This is a genomic window from Geodermatophilus sp. SYSU D00879 (genome assembly GCF_054050375.1).
This window is the reverse complement of the sequence record NZ_JBJGZF010000001.1, coordinates 135,388-153,629: the sequence shown is the minus strand read 5'-3', so window position 1 is coordinate 153,629 and position 18,242 is coordinate 135,388. Positions and strand designations below refer to the sequence as shown.

The 18,242-nt window shown below is 74.6% G+C and carries 23 protein-coding genes and 1 other RNA gene; 19 read left to right on the top strand and 5 right to left on the bottom strand.

Annotation, left to right across the window (positions count from 1 at the left end; genetic code table 11):
- Entirely contained in the window at positions 1-480 is a 480-nt protein-coding gene (locus ACI79B_RS00775; protein WP_456926194.1) for a MarR family winged helix-turn-helix transcriptional regulator, read from the top strand.
- Positions 481-486: 6 nt separating this feature from the next.
- On the opposite strand, the gene ACI79B_RS00770 is transcribed toward ACI79B_RS00775, so the two are convergent.
- Together ACI79B_RS00770 and ACI79B_RS00765 are read right to left on the bottom strand one after the other, a co-directional pair.
- Positions 487-741, bottom strand: coding sequence for a hypothetical protein (locus tag ACI79B_RS00770; protein ID WP_456926193.1), 255 nt, complete (start codon positions 739-741; stop codon positions 487-489).
- Positions 742-853: 112 nt separating this feature from the next.
- Positions 854-1,045, bottom strand: a complete 192-nt coding sequence (locus tag ACI79B_RS00765) for a hypothetical protein (protein WP_456926192.1) — start codon at positions 1,043-1,045, stop codon at positions 854-856.
- 274 nt (positions 1,046-1,319) lie between these two features.
- Between ACI79B_RS00765 and ACI79B_RS00760 the strand changes: the two genes are divergently transcribed.
- Positions 1,320-2,351 (top strand): lipase family alpha/beta hydrolase, encoded by a 1,032-nt coding sequence (locus ACI79B_RS00760; protein WP_456926191.1) that lies wholly within the window; start codon positions 1,320-1,322, stop codon positions 2,349-2,351.
- Positions 2,352-2,395: 44 nt separating this feature from the next.
- On the opposite strand, the gene ACI79B_RS00755 is transcribed toward ACI79B_RS00760, so the two are convergent.
- Entirely contained in the window at positions 2,396-2,632 is a 237-nt protein-coding gene (locus ACI79B_RS00755) for a hypothetical protein (protein WP_456926190.1), read from the bottom strand.
- Positions 2,633-2,676: 44 nt separating this feature from the next.
- On the opposite strand from ACI79B_RS00755, the gene cutA reads away from it, so the two are divergent.
- Positions 2,677-3,006 (top strand): divalent-cation tolerance protein CutA, encoded by a 330-nt coding sequence (cutA, locus tag ACI79B_RS00750; protein WP_456926189.1) that lies wholly within the window; start codon positions 2,677-2,679, stop codon positions 3,004-3,006.
- Here the strand turns inward: cutA and ACI79B_RS00745 are convergent.
- Complete coding sequence (locus tag ACI79B_RS00745) at positions 3,003-3,902, bottom strand: NADP-dependent oxidoreductase (protein WP_456926188.1); 900 nt, start codon at positions 3,900-3,902, stop codon at positions 3,003-3,005. The two genes, cutA and ACI79B_RS00745, sit on opposite strands and share 4 nt — an antisense overlap.
- Before the next feature lie 201 nt (positions 3,903-4,103).
- Between ACI79B_RS00745 and ACI79B_RS00740 the strand changes: the two genes are divergently transcribed.
- From ACI79B_RS00740 to ssrA, 16 genes are all read left to right on the top strand, one after another.
- Positions 4,104-4,523 carry a hypothetical protein gene (locus tag ACI79B_RS00740; protein WP_456926187.1) on the top strand — a complete coding sequence of 140 codons (420 nt, stop codon included), beginning with the start codon at positions 4,104-4,106 and terminating at the stop codon, positions 4,521-4,523.
- Between the two features lie 47 nt (positions 4,524-4,570).
- On the top strand, positions 4,571-5,683 hold the full coding sequence (gene prfB / locus ACI79B_RS00735; RefSeq protein WP_456926186.1) for a peptide chain release factor 2: 1,113 nt from the start codon (positions 4,571-4,573) through the stop codon (positions 5,681-5,683).
- A 138-nt stretch (positions 5,684-5,821) separates the two neighbouring features.
- Complete coding sequence (ftsE, locus tag ACI79B_RS00730) at positions 5,822-6,511, top strand: cell division ATP-binding protein FtsE (protein ID WP_456926185.1); 690 nt, start codon at positions 5,822-5,824, stop codon at positions 6,509-6,511.
- A 43-nt stretch (positions 6,512-6,554) separates the two neighbouring features.
- A complete protein-coding gene (gene ftsX / locus ACI79B_RS00725; protein ID WP_456926184.1) occupies positions 6,555-7,439 on the top strand; it encodes a permease-like cell division protein FtsX in 885 nt (294 codons plus the stop codon).
- 110 nt (positions 7,440-7,549) lie between these two features.
- On the top strand, positions 7,550-8,569 hold the full coding sequence (locus ACI79B_RS00720) for a hypothetical protein (protein ID WP_456926183.1): 1,020 nt from the start codon (positions 7,550-7,552) through the stop codon (positions 8,567-8,569).
- Between the two features lie 9 nt (positions 8,570-8,578).
- Positions 8,579-9,055, top strand: coding sequence for an SsrA-binding protein SmpB (gene smpB, locus ACI79B_RS00715; RefSeq protein WP_387986096.1), 477 nt, complete (start codon positions 8,579-8,581; stop codon positions 9,053-9,055).
- Complete coding sequence (locus ACI79B_RS00710; RefSeq protein WP_456926182.1) at positions 9,052-9,975, top strand: NADP-dependent oxidoreductase; 924 nt, start codon at positions 9,052-9,054, stop codon at positions 9,973-9,975. Before smpB ends, ACI79B_RS00710 begins: the two co-directional genes overlap by 4 nt.
- Positions 9,972-10,868: an amidohydrolase family protein gene (locus tag ACI79B_RS00705; RefSeq protein WP_456926181.1), complete on the top strand. Its 897-nt coding sequence runs from the start codon at positions 9,972-9,974 to the stop codon at positions 10,866-10,868. The genes ACI79B_RS00710 and ACI79B_RS00705 overlap by 4 nt, the downstream gene beginning before the upstream one ends.
- Positions 10,865-11,236 (top strand): VOC family protein, encoded by a 372-nt coding sequence (locus ACI79B_RS00700; RefSeq protein WP_456926180.1) that lies wholly within the window; start codon positions 10,865-10,867, stop codon positions 11,234-11,236. The genes ACI79B_RS00705 and ACI79B_RS00700 overlap by 4 nt, the downstream gene beginning before the upstream one ends.
- Before the next feature lie 45 nt (positions 11,237-11,281).
- Positions 11,282-12,295 carry a GNAT family N-acetyltransferase gene (locus ACI79B_RS00695; RefSeq protein ID WP_456926179.1) on the top strand — a complete coding sequence of 338 codons (1,014 nt, stop codon included), beginning with the start codon at positions 11,282-11,284 and terminating at the stop codon, positions 12,293-12,295.
- The gene (locus tag ACI79B_RS00690; protein ID WP_456926178.1) at positions 12,292-12,735 is read left to right on the top strand and encodes a GNAT family N-acetyltransferase; all 444 of its coding nucleotides are present in this window, start codon (positions 12,292-12,294) and stop codon (positions 12,733-12,735) included. Before ACI79B_RS00695 ends, ACI79B_RS00690 begins: the two co-directional genes overlap by 4 nt.
- Positions 12,736-12,745: 10 nt before the next feature.
- Complete coding sequence (locus ACI79B_RS00685; protein WP_456926177.1) at positions 12,746-13,624, top strand: SCO6745 family protein; 879 nt, start codon at positions 12,746-12,748, stop codon at positions 13,622-13,624.
- A complete protein-coding gene (locus ACI79B_RS00680; protein WP_456926175.1) occupies positions 13,621-14,154 on the top strand; it encodes a carboxymuconolactone decarboxylase family protein in 534 nt (177 codons plus the stop codon). The genes ACI79B_RS00685 and ACI79B_RS00680 overlap by 4 nt, the downstream gene beginning before the upstream one ends.
- A gap of 48 nt (positions 14,155-14,202) precedes the next feature.
- Positions 14,203-15,807, top strand: coding sequence for an SLC13 family permease (locus ACI79B_RS00675; protein ID WP_456926174.1), 1,605 nt, complete (start codon positions 14,203-14,205; stop codon positions 15,805-15,807).
- Positions 15,808-16,059: 252 nt separating this feature from the next.
- Positions 16,060-17,202 carry a magnesium and cobalt transport protein CorA gene (locus tag ACI79B_RS00670; RefSeq protein ID WP_456926173.1) on the top strand — a complete coding sequence of 381 codons (1,143 nt, stop codon included), beginning with the start codon at positions 16,060-16,062 and terminating at the stop codon, positions 17,200-17,202.
- Between the two features lie 152 nt (positions 17,203-17,354).
- Positions 17,355-17,730: a transfer-messenger RNA gene (ssrA, locus tag ACI79B_RS00665) on the top strand.
- Between the two features lie 95 nt (positions 17,731-17,825).
- On the opposite strand, the gene ACI79B_RS00660 is transcribed toward ssrA, so the two are convergent.
- On the bottom strand, positions 17,826-18,236 hold the full coding sequence (locus ACI79B_RS00660) for a TIGR03668 family PPOX class F420-dependent oxidoreductase (RefSeq protein WP_456926172.1): 411 nt from the start codon (positions 18,234-18,236) through the stop codon (positions 17,826-17,828).
- Positions 18,237-18,242: the final 6 nt, after the last annotated feature.

Here is an 18,242-nt window from a genome sequence, read left to right as displayed (position 1 = left end):
GTGTCCAGGCCCCCGGAGCTCGACCTCGCCTCCGTCCTCTCGCTGCTCGGCGCGGCCGTCGACGACGCCGTCCTGCAGGCGCTCGCCGGCACCGGGCTGCGGCGGGGACACGGCTACCTCGTGCAGCGCCTGCTGGCCGGGCCGGCCACCGCGACGGAGGTGGCCGCCGAGCTCGGCGTCAGCCAGCAGGCGGTGTCGAAGACGCTGGGGGAGCTGGCCGACCTGGGCTACGTCGGGCCGGCGGAGGACACGGGGGACCGGCGGCGGCGCCCGGTGGCGCTGACGCCGGCCGGGCGGCAGGTGGTGCGGGTGGCCCGGGAGACCCGCGCCGACGTCGACGCGCGGGTGCGCGCAGCGGTCGGTGACGAGCGGTTCGCGGCCTGCCGGGACGTGCTGCTCGACGCGCTCGACGTCCTCGGCCTGGGCGAGCAGGTGCGCCGCCGGGCGGTGCGGCCGCCCGACGGCGCGCTGTCGGGGTGAGGGCGGTCAGCCGCCCCAGGGCGCGTAGTCCGTGCCGCCTCCCAGCGCGGTGAGCACGAGCATCCCGGCGAAGGCGAGCACGATGAAGGTGATCACGATCGCGAAGAGCAGCCAGCCGCGCTCCTCGATGCCGCGCTTCTCCGGGGTGAGCGGGGTGGCCGGGTCGTCGGAGGGCCGCTGGGCCTGCTCGGCCGCGGCGGGCGGTCCGGCGACGGCGGGCTGCTCGACCGCGGCGGGCGGTCGCTCGACGGGGACGGTCATGGCGACTCCCAGGGGTGCGCCTCGGGCGCCGCGTGATCGGCGTCCGGACCGACGCTAGGACCGCCACCCGGCGCCGCGGAGGGTCCTTCGGCCCTGCTGCGGGGCCGTTCGGTCAGTACGGGTAGCCCGGACCGCCGGCCAGCTCGGTGAGCACGACCATGGCGCCGAAGACGACCGCGCCGAACAGGACGACCAGCAGCGCCCACACCGAGCCGCGCTCCCAGAAGGAGACCTCGGGGGTGCGGGCCGCGGGCCGGGCCTGCTGCTCGGCGACGACGGGACGCTCCTGCGCCAGGACGCTCATGACCACTCTCCGGTCGGCCGGCTGCGGGGCCGGGGCCCGGGCGCCTCGGGTGGCGCCCGTCCCGATACTCGGCCGGGCCGGTACGGCGGGACCGGGGTCGGAGGTCCCGATCCCGCGGGCCCGAGGACCCGGAACGGATCAGGCCCGCAACGCCGAGTCCCGCGCCGGGACATCGCCGCCGGCAGCTGACCCACATCTCCCGACACGTCCGCTCGTTGTGTTCCACGAGCGCGTGACCGGTGCGCGCCCGAACTGCGAGGAGACGCGACCGCCGATGACGAGGTCCCGACTGCTGACCGCCCTGACGGCGGCGCTCGCCACCGCCGCCGTCCTGCTGGGCACCGGCACCGCGAGCGCCGCCCCCGCGTCCACACCCGCCGGCGACACCGGCGAGTTCGCCCCGCTCGACCGGCCCGGTCCGCGGCTGTTGGTGCCGGGGGCCGACCTCGACGCGAGCCTGTCCTGCAACGGCTCCCTGCGCGGCCTGGCGCAGGACCCGATCCTGCTGGTGCCCGGCACGACCATGGACCCGCAGGTCGGCTTCGGCTGGAACTACACGCGCGCCTTCGACCGCAACGGCTGGCGCTGGTGCACGGTCACGCTGCCCTTCGACGCCACCGGCGACGTCCAGGTCGCCGGCGAGTACCTGGTGCACGCCATCCGCACGATGGCCCAGCAGTCCCGCCGCGACGTCGACGTCGTCGGCTGGAGCCAGGGCGGGATGGTGCCGCGCTGGGCGCTGCGGTTCTGGCCCGACACCCGCGCCCTCGTCGACGACCTCGTGGGCCTGTCGCCGTCCAACCACGGCACCGTGCTCTCCGGCGTCACCTGCGGGGACTGCAACCCGTCGTTCCACCAGCAGGCGATCGGCTCGCGCTTCCTGCAGGCGCTCAACAGCGGCGCGGAGACCTTCGCCGGCGTCGACTACACCGTCGCCTACACGCTGGCCGACGAGGTCGTCGTCCCCAACCTCCTGGCGCCGAGCTCGGCGCTGCGCACCGGCGACGGCGCGATCGCGAACATCGCCGTCCAGGAGGTCTGCCCCGCGAACGCGGCCGACCACTTCGCCATCGGCAGCTACGACGCCGTCGGCTACGCGATCGTCGCCGACGCGCTCACCCACGACGGGCCGGCGGTGCGCGCGCGGATCCCGCTGACCACCTGCCTGCAGCCGTTCCAGCCCGGCGTCGACCCGCTGACCTTCGCCACCGACCACGCCCGCTTCCTGGCCTACGCCGCCGACAGCGCGGGCAACGCGCCCGACGTCCCGGAGGAGCCGGCGCTCGCGCCCTACGCGTACCGCTGACCGGGACGGCCGCCCGGGGGACCGGGCGGCCGCCCCGCACGGGGTCAGCCGCCGCGCTCGACCTCGGCCTGGACGATGCCGCCGATCGCGGTGCGCAGCGCCTCGTTGGAGGTGTCGCCCTCGGCGAGCGCGGCGCGGGCGTCCTCGGGCAGCAGGGCCGCGTCGACGTCGTCGAGCCAGCTGACGTCGTCGCCGTTGCGGCGGCCCACCTGCAGCCCCTCCTCGCCCTGCCGCAGCACGTACGTCTCGCTGTCGATCCGGAGTGTCAGGTCGTCGCTCATGGGCGGGCCCCTACCCGGCGCGCGGCGGCGCACGCACCCGGAGGATGGCCGCCGTGGACGTCGTCGAGGTGGTCGTCACCGGGCCGGACGCCGACTGGCTGGCCGGCTACACGCGGACCCTGGTGGAGGAGCGGCTGGCCGCCTGCGGGCACCAGCTGAGCGCGATCCGGTCGGTCTACCGGTGGGCGGGGGAGGTGCACGACGAGCCGGAGGCCCGCGTGGCGCTGCACACCCGCGCCTCCCTGGTGCCGGCGATCGTCGCCCGCACCGCCGAGCTGCACCCCTACGACGTCCCGTGCGTCATCGCGCTGCCGCTGCTCGGCGGCGGCCCCGACTACCTGCGCTGGGTGGTAGCCGAGACACGCGAGCCCTAGGGCACGAGGACGAGCTTGCCGCGGACGTGGCCCTCGCGGCTGCGCCGGTACGCCTCGGCCGCCCGCTCGAACGGGTAGGCGCCGGCGACCGGCAGCTGCAGCCGGCCCTGCCGCACCAGCCCGGCGACCTGGGCCAGGCGGGGCGCCGCGCCGGCGCTGGACGTCGTCACGTGCACGCCGAGCTCACCGGCGCCGAAGTCGGCGATGGTGACCACCTTGCCGGGGTCGCCGGTGACCGCGACCAGCTCGCGCACCGACCCCCGCCCGGCGGTGTCGACCGCGCCGTCCACGCCGTCGGGGGCGAGCTCGCGCACGCGGTCGGCCAGGCCGGGGCCGTAGGTGGTCGGCAGCGCGCCGAGCGAGCGGACGAACTCGGCGTTGGCCGGCGACGACGTCCCGATGACGCCGAGCCCGCGGCTGACGGCGACCTGCACGGTGACGATGCCGACACCCCCGCTCGCGCCGTCGACGACCACCGTGCGGCCGGCGTCCAGCCCGAGCAGGTCGAGCACCCGGACGGCGGTCTCCCCGGACACGCCCAGCCCGGCGGCGACCTCGAAGGACACCTCCGGCGGCCGGGGCGCCCACGCGGTGAGGACGGCGTGCGCGGCGGCGGTCCGCCGGCCCAGGCCGAACACCGCGTCGCCGACCCGCACGCCGGTCACGCCCTCGCCGACCTCGTCCACCACCCCGGCGGCGTCCGCGCCGGGCACGGTCGGCCCGGGCGGCCGGTCGCCGCGGGCCAGCAGCCCGGTGACCAGCTTCCAGTCGATCGGGTTCACGCCGGCCGCGCGGACGGCGACCCGGACCTGCCCCGGCCCGGCGTGCGGCTCCTCCACCTCGGCGACGTGCAGGACCTCGGGCTCCCCGTACTCCTCGTACACGACGGCGCGCATCCCGCGCTCCTCCCGCTCGGCGGTCGACGTCGCGCTGCAACCGCCGTGACCGCGCGCACGTTCCCGCCGTCAGCCCGGCTCCCCCCGGAGCTCGCGCCGGGCGACGCCTCGCGGCTGCGCCGGCGCCGCGGCTCGCTCGTGCGGGGGGAGGTGCCCGGTGCCGGACCGGTCACCCGGGCGGCCGCTGCGAGGATGGCGGGCGTGACCCCGCCCGCCCGCGACACCACCGCCGTCCTCCGCGACCTCGGCGCCGCCCTGCTGGCCGCCGTGCCGGCCGACGCGGCCCGCGTCCGCTACCGCGCCACGGTGGTCGGCGACGTCCGGCGCGACCTGCTCACCGCCGGGCCCGCCGACGGGGAGCCGGTGCCGGTGCCGGCGACCGCCGCCGTCCGGACCGCCGTCGAGGAGCTCAAGCGGGTCATGTGGACGCCGGAGCGCGGCACCTGGCTGCAGACCGACATGACCCTCGACCGGGCCACCAGCCGGCTGCTGCCGATCTTCAACGCCGAGGCCGAGCCCGACGGCCCGCCGCTGCCGCGGGAGGCGCTGGTCGCCGAGCTGCGCGACCACCCGCGGCCGGCGGACGCCGTCCCCCGGTGGATGGCCGAGCGGATCGGCTGACCGCGCGCCCGGCGCCGCCGCCCGGCGGCGCACTACCCTGGATCGACGTGGCCGCTGACTTCTCCGTCGTCCTCGACGAACTCGACACGACCCTCTCGAGCATCGAGTCCGTCCTCGACGTCGACCGGCTCCGCCGCGAGGTGGCCGAGCTCGAGGAGCAGGCCGCCGCGCCGGACCTCTGGAACGACGTCGAGGCCGCCCAGGCGCTGACCTCCCGGCTGTCCTACCTGCAGGGCGACCTGCGGCGGGTCGAGGAGCTGCGCCGCCGGCTCGACGACGTCGGCGTGCTGCACGAGATGGCCGAGGAGGAGTCCGACGAGGCCACCGCGGCCGAGGCCGAGCGCGAGCTGGCCGCGCTGCGCAAGGAGATCGACGAGCTCGAGGTCCGCACGCTGCTCAACGGCGAGTACGACGCCCGCGAGGCGCTGGTGACCATCCGCTCGGAGGCCGGCGGCGTCGACGCCGCGGACTTCGCCGAGATGCTCATGCGGATGTACCTGCGCTGGGCGGAGCGGCACCGCTACCCGGTCGAGGTCTACGACACCTCCTACGCCGAGGAGGCCGGCATCAAGTCGGCCACCTTCGCGGTCAAGCAGCCCTACGCCTACGGCACGCTCTCGGTCGAGCAGGGCACCCACCGGCTGGTGCGGATCTCGCCGTTCGACAACCAGGGCCGCCGGCAGACGTCGTTCGCCGGCGTCGAGGTGCTGCCGGTCGTCGAGCAGACCGACCACGTCGACATCCCGGAGAACGAGATCCGCATCGACGTCTTCCGGTCCTCGGGCCCCGGCGGGCAGAGCGTGAACACCACCGACTCCGCCGTCCGGATCACCCACCTGCCCACCGGCATCGTGGTGTCCTGCCAGAACGAGAAGTCGCAGATCCAGAACCGGGCGGCGGCGATGCGCGTGCTCCAGGCGCGGCTGCTGGCCAAGCGGCAGGAGGAGCAGCGCGCCGCCATGGACGCGCTCAAGGGCGAGGGCTCCAGCTGGGGCAATCAGATGCGCTCCTACGTGCTGCACCCGTACCAGATGGTCAAGGACCTGCGGACCGAGCAGGAGACCGGCAACACCTCGGCGGTGCTCGACGGCGACATCGACTCGTTCATCGAGGCCGGCATCCGCTGGCGCCGTCAGCAGGAGACCGTCGCCGCCGGCTGAGGCGTCAGGTCGGTCACACCGCGGAGCGGTTCGCCGGGCGATCCCGCTGGGTAGGGCCGCGGATCAGGGAAACTGCTCCCGGTGCGTCTCCGCGCGAACCGACCATGGTGGGTCGCCGGGCAGGTACCGTGGCGCCTCGTGATCGAATTGCAACACGTCACCAAGCTCTACCCGGCCAGCTCCCGGCCGGCCCTCGATGACGTGTCGACGGAGATCGACAAGGGCGAGTTCGTCTTCCTCATCGGCTCGTCCGGCTCCGGCAAGTCGACGTTCCTCCGGCTGCTGCTCAAGGAGGACGACCCCACCCGCGGCACGGTCACCGTCAACGGCAAGACCCTCAACGGCATGAGCAAGTGGCAGGTGCCCAAGCTCCGCCGCACCATGGGCTGCGTCTTCCAGGACTTCCGGCTCCTGCGCAACCGCACCGTGGCCGAGAACGTGGCCTTCGCCCTCGAGGTGATCAACAAGCCGCACCGCACGATCAAGCGGGTCGTGCCCGAGGTGCTGGAGATGGTCGGCCTCGACGGCAAGGCCAGCCGGCTGCCGCACGAGCTCTCCGGTGGTGAGCAGCAGCGGGTCGCGATCGCCCGCGCGTTCGTCAACCGGCCGCTGGTGCTGCTCGCCGACGAGCCCACCGGCAACCTCGACCCGGAGACCAGCGAGGGGATCATGCTGCTGCTGGAGCGGATCAACCGCACCGGCACCACCGTGATCATGGCGACGCACGACTACCACATCGTCGACTCCATGCGCCGTCGCGTCATCGAGCTCAACGGCGGCCAGATCACCCGCGACCAGTCGCGCGGCGTCTACGGCGTCGGCCGCTGACGGTCGTCCCCCTCTACGACCTGCACCTCACGACAGGGAACCCATGCGCGTCAACTTCGTCCTCTCCGAGGTGGCCACCGGGCTGCGTCGCAACCTGACCATGACGGTCGCGATGATCCTGACCACGGCCATCTCGCTCGGTCTCATGGGCACCGGCCTGCTCATCGCCGGGATGATCTCCGACATGAAGGAGATCTACTACGACAAGGTGCAGGTCTCCATCTTCCTGGCCGACGGCGTCACCGACGAGCAGCGCAGCGCGATCGAGCAGCAGCTGTCGGACTCGTCGGAGGTGCAGAGCTTCATCTACGAGTCCAAGGAGGAGGCCTACGAGCGCTTCCGGCAGCAGTTCTCCCAGCAGCCCGAGCTGGTCGAGAACACCCCGCCGGACGCGCTGCCGGAGAGCTTCCGGGTGGAGCTGGTCAACCCCGAGCGCTACGAGGTCATCGCCGCGGAGTTCCCGAACGGGCAGAACGGCGTCGACCAGGTGCGCGACGAGGGCGACTTCCTCGACCGCCTGTTCAGCCTGCTCAACGGCGCCCGCAACGCCACGATCGCCGTGGCGGTGGTCCAGGCGCTGGCGGCGCTGCTGCTGATCTCCAACACGATCCAGCTGGCCGCGTTCAACCGCCGCAACGAGACCAACATCATGCGGCTGGTCGGCGCCTCCCGCTGGTACACCCAGCTGCCGTTCATCCTCGAGGCGGCGCTGGCCGGGCTCATCGGTGCGCTGCTCGCCGTCGGCGGCCTGGTGCTGACCAAGGTGCTGTTCGTCGACAAGACGCTGGCCGGGCCGATCAAGGCCGGGATCATCCCACCGGTCGACTGGGGTGCGATCGCCACGATCAGCCCGGTCATCGCCGCCGCCGGCGTCGGCCTGGCCGCGATCGCCGCCTACGTGACGCTGCGCCTGTACGTCCGGCTGTAGCGCGCACCCTCCCCGTCGAGATGCCGTCGTCTCGCACGCCCGCGGACCCCGGGGCGTACGAGATGGCGGCATCTCGCGCGTCGCGGGCCGGTGGCGGGTAGGGACGGGCCATGACGACGACGAGCGAGGCGCTGGGGCGGGCCGCGGATGTCGACGCCGGACGGGCCGACGTGCGGCCGGCGCTGCGGCGGCTGGGCGCGATCGGGGCGTTCGAGCGGGACGGCGACGACCCGACCGAGGCGCTGCTGGCCTCGGTGCGGATGGTCCGCGAGCTCGCGTCGGTGTCGCTGGCCACCGCGTTCGCCGCCTGGTCGCAGCGGATGGTGCTCGAGTACCTGCGCTGCTGCCCGCCGCCGGAGCCGCAGCCCGACCTGGTCGCGGGGCTGCGGGCGGGCACCGTCCCGGGGGCCACCGCCCTCGCCCCGGCGGTCGCCGACCTCGCCGGCACCGGCACGCTGCCGGTCACCGCCACCCGCGACGGCGCCGGCTGGCGGCTGTCGGGCACCGTCGGCTGGGCGTCCAACCTCTTCGACGACGCCGTCGTCGTCGCCCCCGCGCGCACCCCGGACGAGGGCCGCGTCGTCGTGCTGTTCCGGCTGACCGATCCCGGCGTGACGCCGACCGGGCACTTCGACCTGCTCGGCCTCAACGGCACCGGCACCGGCGGGCTGCACCTCGCCGGCGTCGCCGTCGGGCCGGGACGGGTGCTCACCGACGACCTCGCCTCCTTCATGGCGGTGTGCCGGCCGGCGATGCTGCTGCTGCAGACCTCGCTCGCCCTCGGCGTCGCCGACGCCGCGCTGGCCGCGGCGGCCGAGCACGTCCCCGGCGTCCTGCGGGCCGACGCCGACGCGCTGTCCGAGCGCCGCGACGACGCCGCCCGGCGGCTGGAGGACCTCGCCGGCGACCGGGTGGGCGTGGGCCCCGGCGACCTCGCCCGGCTGCGGCTGGCCGCCCTCGACGTCGCCGCCGAGGCGGTGCGGCTGGAGTCGGCCGTCAGCGGCGGGCCGGGCTACCTGGCCGCCAGCGACACCGCCCGGCGGGTGCGCGAGGTGGCGTTCCTGCCGGTGCAGGCGCCCACGTACGCGCAGCTCCGCCGCGAGATCACCGTGGCCGGGCACCGGCAGTAACCTGGGGACATGCCGCGTGAACAGGGGCGCAAGCTCATTGCCCAGAACAAGAAGGCGCGGCACGACTACTCGATCCTCGACACCTACGAGGTCGGCCTGGTGCTCACCGGCACCGAGGTGAAGAGCCTCCGCGCCGGCCGGGCGTCGCTGGTCGACGGCTTCGCCACCGTCGACGACGGCGAGGTGTGGCTCCAGCACGTGCACATCCCCGAGTACACGCAGGGGACCTGGACCAACCACGCCCCGCGCCGCAAGCGCAAGGTGCTCATGCACCGCGAGGAGATCGACAAGCTGATCGGCAAGACCCGCGAGGGCGGCCTGACGCTCGTGCCGCTGGACCTGTACTTCAAGGACGGGAAGGTCAAGGCCACGCTCGCGCTGGCCAAGGGCAAGAAGTCCTACGACAAGCGCCAGGACCTGGCCGAGCGCGACTCGCGCCGGGAGATCCAGAAGGCGTTCGGCCGCTACGTGAAGGGACGCCGTTGAGGGGCATCGCCTACGACCGGTTCGGCGGGTCGGAGGTCCTGACCCTGCGCGACGACCTGCCGGAGCCGCCGGTCGGCCCGGACACCGTGCTCGTCCGCACGCACGCCGCGGGGGTCAACCCGGTCGACGTCGGCATCCGCGAGGGGCACCTGGCCGGGGCCTTCCCGCACCACTTCCCGATCGTGCCCGGCTGGGACCTGGCCGGGACCGTCGAGGCGGTCGGGCCCGCGGTCCACGACCTCGCCCCCGGCGACGAGGTGTTCGGCTACCTGCGCCGCGACGACGTGCAGTGGGGGACCGCCGCCGAGCTGGTGCCCGCGCCGCAGCGCTGCGTGGCGCGCAAGCCGGAGTCGCTGTCGTTCGCCGAGGCCGGGGCGCTCCCGCTCGCCGGGCTGACCGCCTACCAGGCGCTCACCGAGGCGCTCGACGTCGGCGAGGGGGACCGCGTCCTGGTGCACCGCGCGGCGGGCGGGGTCGGCTTCTTCGCCGTCCAGATCGCCGTCGCGCTCGGCGCGCACGTCATCGGCACCGCCGGCCCGCGCAACCACGGCTTCCTCCGCGACGCCGGCGCCGCCGAGGTGCTCGACTACTCGGCCGGGCCGATCAGCGCGCAGCTGTCCGAGCCGGTCGACGCGGTGCTGGACCTCAACGGCGGCGACGCGCTCACCGACGCCCCGAAGCAGGTCCGCGACGTCGCCCGGCTCGTGAGCGTCGTCGACCCCGCGGTCAACGAGATGGGCGGGCGCTACGTGTTCGTCCGGCCCGAGCGGCACGACCTCGAGGAGCTCGGCCGGATGGCCGACGCCGGCCAGCTGCGGGTGTCCATCGCCCGGGCGTTCCCGCTGGAGCGCACCGCCGAGGCCCAGGACCTGGTGGCCGGCGGGCACGTGCGCGGCAAGGTGGTCGTGACCCTCCGATGAGCGTCCCGCCGCCGGTCGACGACGACGACGTCCCGCGGTTCTGGCGCGAGCTCGGCCTGCCCGGGCTGGTCGACGTGCACGTGCACTTCCTGCCGCCGCGGGTGCAGGCCAAGGTGTGGGCGTACTTCGAGGCGGCGGACACGCACTACGGCACCGGCTGGCCGGTGCACTACCGGCTGCGCGAGGAGGAGCGGCTCGCGGTCCTGGAGCGGCTCGGCGTGCGCGCCTTCCCGACGCTGCCCTACCCGCACAAGCCCGGCATGGCCACCTGGCTCAACGACTGGTCCTCCGACTTCGCCGACGCCCACCCGCAGGTGCTGCGCTCGGCCACGTTCTTCCCCGAGCCGGAGGCGCCGCACTACGTCGCCGAGGCGCTCGACCGGGGCGTGCGGGTGTTCAAGGTGCACGTGCAGGTGGGCGCCTTCGACCCGCGGGACCCGCTGCTGGACGCGGTCTGGGCGCGGCTGGAGGCAACCGGCACCCCGGTGGTCATCCACTGCGGCTCCGGCCCGCTGCGCGGCGAGCACACCGGCCCCGGGCCCGCGGCCGGCCTGCTCGAGCGCCACCCGCGGCTGCAGCTGGTCATCGCGCACCTGGGCATGCCCGAGTACCGGGACTTCCTCGACCTCGCCGAGCGGTACGAGCGGGTGCACCTGGACACCACGATGTTCGCCACCGCGTTCACCGAGCGGCTCATGCCGTTCGACCGCGCCGACCTGCCGCGGCTGGCCGCGCTGCGGGACAAGGTGCTGCTCGGCAGCGACTTCCCGTCCATCCCGTACCCCTACGCCGAGCAGCTGGCCGCGCTGGCCCGCCTCGACCTCGGCGACGACTGGCTGCGCGCGGTGCTGCACGACAACGGCGCCCGGCTGTTCGGGATCGGTGCCCGGTGATCCGGCTGACCGCCCCCGTCCTCGGCACGCCGGACCCGCGCGGGCTGGCCCGCTTCTACCAGCGGCTGCTCGGCTGGCCGATCCGCGACGACGGCGCCGAGTGGGCCACGCTGCGCCCCGACGACGGGAGCACCGGCCTGTCCTTCCAGCTCGAGCGCGACCACGTCCCGCCGGTGTGGCCGCCGGAGCCGGGCACCCAGCAGATGCAGGTCCACCTCGACCTGGAGGTCGACGACCTCGACGCGGGCTGCGCGCTCGCCGAGGAGGCCGGCGCTCGGCAGATCGGCGGCTACGACGACCCGCACGAGCGGGTGCGGGTCTACGCCGATCCCGCCGGCCACCCGTTCTGCCTGTTCGTGCGGGTCTGAAACCCGGTCGCCACCGGCGGGGGAGCCCGCCTAGCCTGACCGCCCGTGACCGACGTGCTCCCCGCCGACGTGACCGGCCTGCCCGGCGGGCTGACCGCCCGCCCGCTCACCCTCGACGACGCCCCCGCCGCGGCCGACCTGCTGGCGGCCGCCGAGGCCGTCGACGACACCGGCGAGCACGAGGACGCCGGCGACCTGGCCGAGTGGTGGGGCCGCGAGCTGGTCGACCTGCCCTCCGACGGCCGGGCCGTGGTCACCGGGGACGGCCGGCTCGTGGCCTGGGCGACGTCGATCTCCCAGCGCGGCGGCCGCGAGGCGTTGCGCGTCTGGACCGAGGGCCGGGTGCACCCGGACTGGCGCGGACGCGGCATCGGCCGGGCGCTGCTCGACTGGCAGGTGCGCCGCGGCACCGCGCAGCACGCGGCGTTCGCCCCGCCCGGGCTGCCCGGCCGGCTCGTCGCCAGCGCCTGGCCCGCGATGACCTCGCTGGAGCGGCTGCTGGAGCGCCGGGGCTTCGCGGTCGAGCGGCTGTTCGCCACCATGGAGCGCCCGCTCGACGCGCTGCCCTCCGTCGACGTGCCCGCCGGGATCGAGCTGGCGCCCTTCACCTGGGACCGCGACGACGAGGTGCGCCGCGCGCACAACGCCGCGTTCACCGAGCACCACGGCTCCACCGAGCGCGACGGGACCGCCTGGCGCACCTGGTTCACCGGCGTGAAGGCGTTCCGGCCCGACCTCTCGGTGCTGGCGCTGGCCGACGGCGCCGTCGCCGGCTACGTCCTCGCCTACGTGTACGAGGCCGACACCCGCGCCACCGGCATCCCCACCGTCCACTTCGGCCAGATCGGCGTGCTCCCCGGCGCCCGCGGGCGCGGCGTCGCGGGCACGGCCATCGCCGCCGCGCTCGCCCGCGCCGCGGCCGACGGCTGCCGCGCGGCCCGCCTCGACGTCGACACCGAGAACACCACCGGCGCGTTCGCCCTCTACGAGCGGGTCGGCTTCCGGGTCGCCCGCACCCACCACGCCTGGGCGTTCCCGGTCCCGCCGGTCGCCGGGTGAGGCGCCCGGCGCGGGAGGCGGACCTGCCGCTGGTCGAGGCGGCGGAGCGGGCGTACGTCCGGGACGTCGAGCCGGCGCAGGAGGCGGCCTGGACCGCCGCGCTGGACCGCAACCGGGCGCTGTGGCGGGAGAACCTGGCCCGCACCACCGTGCTCGAGGTGGAGGGGGAGCCCGCGGGGTTCGTCATGTGGACCCCGGACGACGGGGCCGCGCTGGTGGTGACCGTGCAGGTGCTGCCGCCGTTCCGCCGGCGCGGCCACGGGCGGCGGCTGCTCGAGGCGTGCGCCGCCGACGCCGCGGCCGCCGGCCTCGCCGAGGTCCGGCTCGGCGTGCACCGGGACAACCCGGCCCGCGCCCTCTACGAGTCCGCGGGCTTCGCGCCGGCGGGGGAGGACGGCGACAACCTGCTGTACCGCCGGGCGGCCCGGGCCGCTCGCTAGGGTCGCCGGCATGGTCACCGCCGATCAGCCCGTCCTGGACCCCGCCCTCGTCGGCCGCGCGCACCGCGCCGTCGAGCCGCTGCACAACCACGTGTACTTCGTGCCGGAGACCGACCAGCACCTGACGGCGATCGGCCTGCGGCCCGGGCGGATGGTCTACTTCGCCGGCCGCGCGGCGCCGATGGGCGCCGTCGGCCCGGGCGTGGTGACGGCGACCTTCTCCAACTTCTCCCCGGCGATCGTGGCGCGGCACGTCCCGCGGGCGTGGACGCTGGCCTCGCCCGCGCAGGTGGTGGAGGCCCGCTTCGCCTCCGCCCGCGCCTCGCTGACCCGGCTGCTCGGCGGCGAGGAGGCCGCGGCCGCGCCGGAGGTCGCCGAGCTCGGCGACCTGCTCGCCGACGCCTGCTCGGTGCTCACCGCCCAGGGGCGCCCGCTGTACGCCGGCCACGCCGACCTGCCCTGGCCGGAGGAGCCGGTCACCCGGCTCTGGCACGCCGCCACGCTGCTGCGCGAGTGGCGCGGCGACGGGCACGTGGCCGTCCTCGTCCGCCACGACCTGTCGGGCCTGGAGGCGCTGGTCACCCACACCGCCACCGGCCGCGGCTTCCTGCCCGCGTCGGCGAAGGCCACCCGCGGCTGGAGCGACGAGGACTGGGCCGCCGCCGCCGCGCGGCTGGCCGACCGCGGCCTGCTCGACGGCGACCGGCTCACCGAGGCCGGGCAGCGGCTGCGCGCCGACCTCGAGTCCGAGACCGACGCCCTGGGCACCACGCCGTGGGCGCACCTGGGCCCGGAGCGGACGACGCGGGTCGTCGAGCTCGGCAAGCGGCTGTCGGCCACGATCGTCGCCAACGGCGCCTACCCCTCCGGCGTCTTCGCCGGCCGGTGACCCCGCGACTGCCCGAGGCGCCCGGCGAGGGGCCGACGGCGGACCTGCTGCGCGCCCGGCGCGGCGGCGTCCTGTCCACCCTCGACCGGCTGCTGCTGCACAGCCCGCCGGTGGCCGAGGGCTGGAACGCGCTGCTCGGCGCGCTGCGCGGCGGCACCACGCTCCCCGCCGACCTGCGGGAGCTGGTGGTCCTGCGGGTCGCCGTCCTCGCCGGCGCGGCGTTCGAGTGGGCCGCGCACGAGCCGATCGCCCGCCGCGCCGGGCTGACCGACCTGCACCTGCGCGTGCTGCGCGCCGACGACGCCACCGCCGAGCCGGTGTGGACGCCGGCGCAGGCCGCCGTGCTGGCGTTCACCGACGCCTCGGCCCGCGCCGTCACCGTCCCCGACCCGGTGTTCGCCGCGGTGCGCGCGCACCTCGACGACCGCGGGGTCGTCGAGCTCACCGCCCTGGTGGGCGGCTACGCGATGGTCGCCCGGTTCCTCGTCGCGCTGCAGGTGCCACCGCCGGACGGGGAGGTTCCGGGCTGACCCCGTTCTCCCTATGGTGTGGCACAGGTCACGTCCCCGGGAGCTGTCATGACCACGACCGACCGTCCTCCGCAGCGCACCGACGTCGACGCCGCCTTCCGCGGCACGGCCACCTACCGCAGCCTGGGGGAGCAGCAGCTCAGCCCCGCCGAGGAGCGCTTCGAGAAGGGCCGCCGGACCGTCGGGCTGTTCCTCGCCCCGGTCGTGACGATCGTCTTCGCGCTGCTGCCGCTGGACCTGCCCCGTGACCAGCACCTGCTCGCCGCGATCCTGCTGGGCGTCATCGTCCTGTGGATCACCGAGCCGGTGCCCATCCCGGTGGGCGGCCTCATCGGCGTGGGCGCGATCGTCGTCCTCGGGGTGGTGCCGGCCGACGACGCGGTGGCGCCGCTCGGCTCGACGACGGTGTTCACCTTCATCGGCGCGTTCATCCTCGCCGCCGCGATGCTCAAGCACGGCGTCGCCCGGCGGTTCGCGATGGCGATCCTGTCGATGCAGTGGGTCGGCGCCTCGACCGCCCGGGTGATCATCGCGTTCGGGTTGATCACGGCGCTGCTGTCGGCGTTCGTCTCCAACACCGCCACCGTGGCGATGCTGCTGCCCACGGCGATCGGCATCCTCTCGGTGATCGCCAAGCTCATGCAGGACAAGGGTCTGGTCCGGCCGGACTTCGACCCGCTGCGGCTGCGGGTCGGCGTCGCGCTGATGCTCATGCTGGCCTACGGCGCGAGCGTCGGCGGGCTGATCACCCCGGTCGGCACGCCGCCGAACCTGATCGGCCGCGGGCTGATCGAGGAGGCGACGGGGGAGCGGATCGGGTTCCTCGACTGGATGCTCATGGCGCTGCCGATCTGCGCGCTCATGTTCGTCGCGCTGGCCGCGGTCCTGCTGCTGCTGAACCGGCCCGAGATCAAGCGGATCGAGGGCGTGCACGAGTACGTGCGGCAGGAGCGTGCCCAGCTCGGCCCGATCTCGCGGGCGGAGAAGAACACGCTGACCGCCTTCGGCATCACCGTCGCGTGCTGGATCTTCCCCGGCGTCATCGCGCTGGTTGCCGGCACCGACTCCGACGTCTACACGACGATCAGCGACCGGATGGACGAGGGCGTCATCGCCGTCCTCGGGGCGTCGCTGCTGTTCCTGCTCCCCACCGACTGGAAGCGGCGGGAGTTCACCCTCAACTGGTCCGACGCCGCGAAGATCGACTGGGGCACGATCCTGCTGTTCGGCACCGGGATCATCTTCGGCTCGCTGCTCGCCGACACCGGCCTGGCCGAGACGATCGGCAACAGCTCCGCCGACTGGCTCGGCCTGACCAGCACGTTCGCGATCACCGTGTTCGCGGTGATCCTGGCGATCGTCATCAGCGAGACGACGTCGAACACCGCCTCGGCCGCGGTCGTCGTGCCGATCATCATCCCGGTGGCGGTGGCGGCGAGCATCAACCCGTTCGTGCCCGCGCTGGCGGCGACCTTCGCGGCGTCGTTCGGGTTCATGCTGCCGGTGTCGACGCCGCAGAACGCCATCGTCTACGGCTCCGGCGTCGTGCCGATCACCAAGATGATCCGGTCGGGGATCTCCTTCGACGTCCTGGGCGCCCTGCTGATCGTGGTCCTGCTGCCGGTGATGGTGGACCTCGTCCTCAACGTCTGACGAGTGAACGGAGAGGGAAGTCTCCCTCTCCGGCGAGCCCGGGCACGCGGGGACGTGTCACGATGGACGACGGCCCGCGTGCTGGCGGGTGCCGGTCGACGGGGAGGAGGGCGAGCCGTGCGCAGCGAGCCCCCCAGTCCCAGTCCCGAGGCCCTCCCCGCCTAGGTACCGGTCGCGCCACGCGCGCCGGGCAGCGCTCGCGTGGAGGGCCTCCGCTGAGTCCCGCCACCCAGCGTCCCCCGGGAGCCCGTCATGGCCGACCGTCGCCTCGCGCCCCTCACCGCCCTGTCCACCCTCGGCCGCCGTCCGCGGCCGCAGGTGCTCCGGCCGGTGCCCACCCCGCCGCCGGCGCCGCCGCAGCCCGAGCGCCTGTCGCGCCTGGTCGACAACGCCGTCTACGCGAGCGGCCGGCGCATCGCCACCCCGCCCTCGGCGGAGGAGAGCCACGACTGGCTGACCGAGGGCTTCGACGACCGGCTGGTGTGGCTGGGCCTCTACCGGCCCGAGCCCGCCGAGCTGGGGGAGCTGGCCGAGCAGTACGACCTGCCCGAGCTCGCCGTCGAGGACGCCATCCAGGCCCACCAGCGGCCCAAGTTCGAGCGCTACGGCGACACGCTGTTCGTCGTCCTCAAGGCCGCGCGGTACCTGGACGCGGCCGAGGAGGTCGAGTTCGGCGAGCTGCACCTGTTCCTCGGCCGGCAGTTCGCGATCACCGTCCGGCACGCCGAGTCGCCGGACCTGGCCCGCGTGCGGCGGCGGCTGGAGAGCGAGCCGGCGCTGCTGGCCAAGGGCAGCGAGGCGGTGCTGTACGCGATCCTCGACGCCGTCGTCGACGGGTACTCGCCGGTGGTCGCGGGCCTGGCCAACGACATCGACGAGATCGAGACCGAGGTCTTCCGCGGGGACCCCGGCGTCTCGCGGCGCATCTACGAGCTGTCGCAGGAGGTGCTGGAGTTCCAGCGGGCCGCCCAGCCGCTGACCGGGATCCTCGCCGCCATCACCGCCGGGTTCGACAAGTACGGCGTCGACGAGGAGCTGCGCAGCTACCTGCGCGACGTCGCCGACCACGTCACGCAGGTCAACGAGCGCATCGAGGCCTTCCGGCTGCAGCTGCGGGACATCCTCACGGTGAACGCGACCCTGGTGGCGCAGCGGCAGAACGACGAGATCCGCGAGCTGACCGAGGCCTCGATCGCGCAGGGCGAGGAGGTCAAGAAGATCTCCGCGTGGGCGGCCATCCTGTTCGCGCCGACGCTGGTGGGCACGGTCTACGGGATGAACTTCGACGACATGCCCGAGCTGTCGTGGCACCTGGGCTACCCGTTCGCGCTGGTGCTGATGCTGGGCGTGAGCCTGACGCTGTACGCCGTCTTCAAGCGGCGCGACTGGATCTGAGGACCGGCACCGGCTGTCGATCATCGGCTGCGTGCACGACGCCACGCCGTCGCCCGGCGTGTCGAGCGGCAGGGACCCGATGATCAACGCGCCAGGACGCCGAGGGAACAACACGGTGGCCGGCCCGGTTACGATGGGTGCACAACTACACAGGGGGTGAATGGTCTCGACTGCGGTCGGGTGACCAGGGGAAGCGAGCCGAGGAAGCCGACGATGAGCTCGTTAACCACGCGTCGGAAACAACACAAGCGCCGACAAGAGTCAGCGCGCGTACGCCCTCGCTGCCTGATCAGCGAAGGTGACGCTGTCAGCCCGGGTTCCGTCATCGGCTCGGGGTCTGGCATCAGCTAGATGACTCACCGTGCGTGCCGGTCGCGGGCGTGCACGGGACACCTCACAGCGACTGGGCCCGTCATCCCGACGTGTTCGTGCGATCGGGAGGGTCGAGCAGAGGCAGAGCGGACTGCGCTCGGAGAAGCCCTGGTGATGCGTCGCAGGACGCGGGTTCGATTCCCGCCACCTCCACCCACCCCCCGAGGCCCTGGCGAGGTGCCGGGACCCCGGTCGGCGAAGAGGCCGAGGGCCACCGCGACAGCGGTGGCCCTCGGCCTCTTCGCCTCCACTCACGTACTGGACCACCCGCTCCAGCGTTCGACGCTGACGACGACCAGCGGGCCGGCCGGTGGCTGGGCGCGGTACTGGGGATACCGCTCCGCGAGTGCGGCCAGGCCCGGGTGGCCGGTGGCCGGATCGTCGACGACGACGCCGACCCCGTCGGCGCGCACCCACCACAGCCGGCTCCACTCCTCCTCGTAGTGGTCGACCAGCAGGGCGCACCGGGGCTCACGGCGCAGGTTGGTCAACCGCTGCAGCCGTGTCGTCCGCTTGGGTTTGGCGTCGACGGCCAGCCAGACGGTGTCGCCGGACGCCGCGAACACGACCGGGACGAGGTGAGGAGCACCGTCGGGGCGGACGGTCGCCAGGCGGGCGACAGCGGCGGACGCGAAACGCTCGCGGAGCTCCGCCGTCCCCACCGGTGG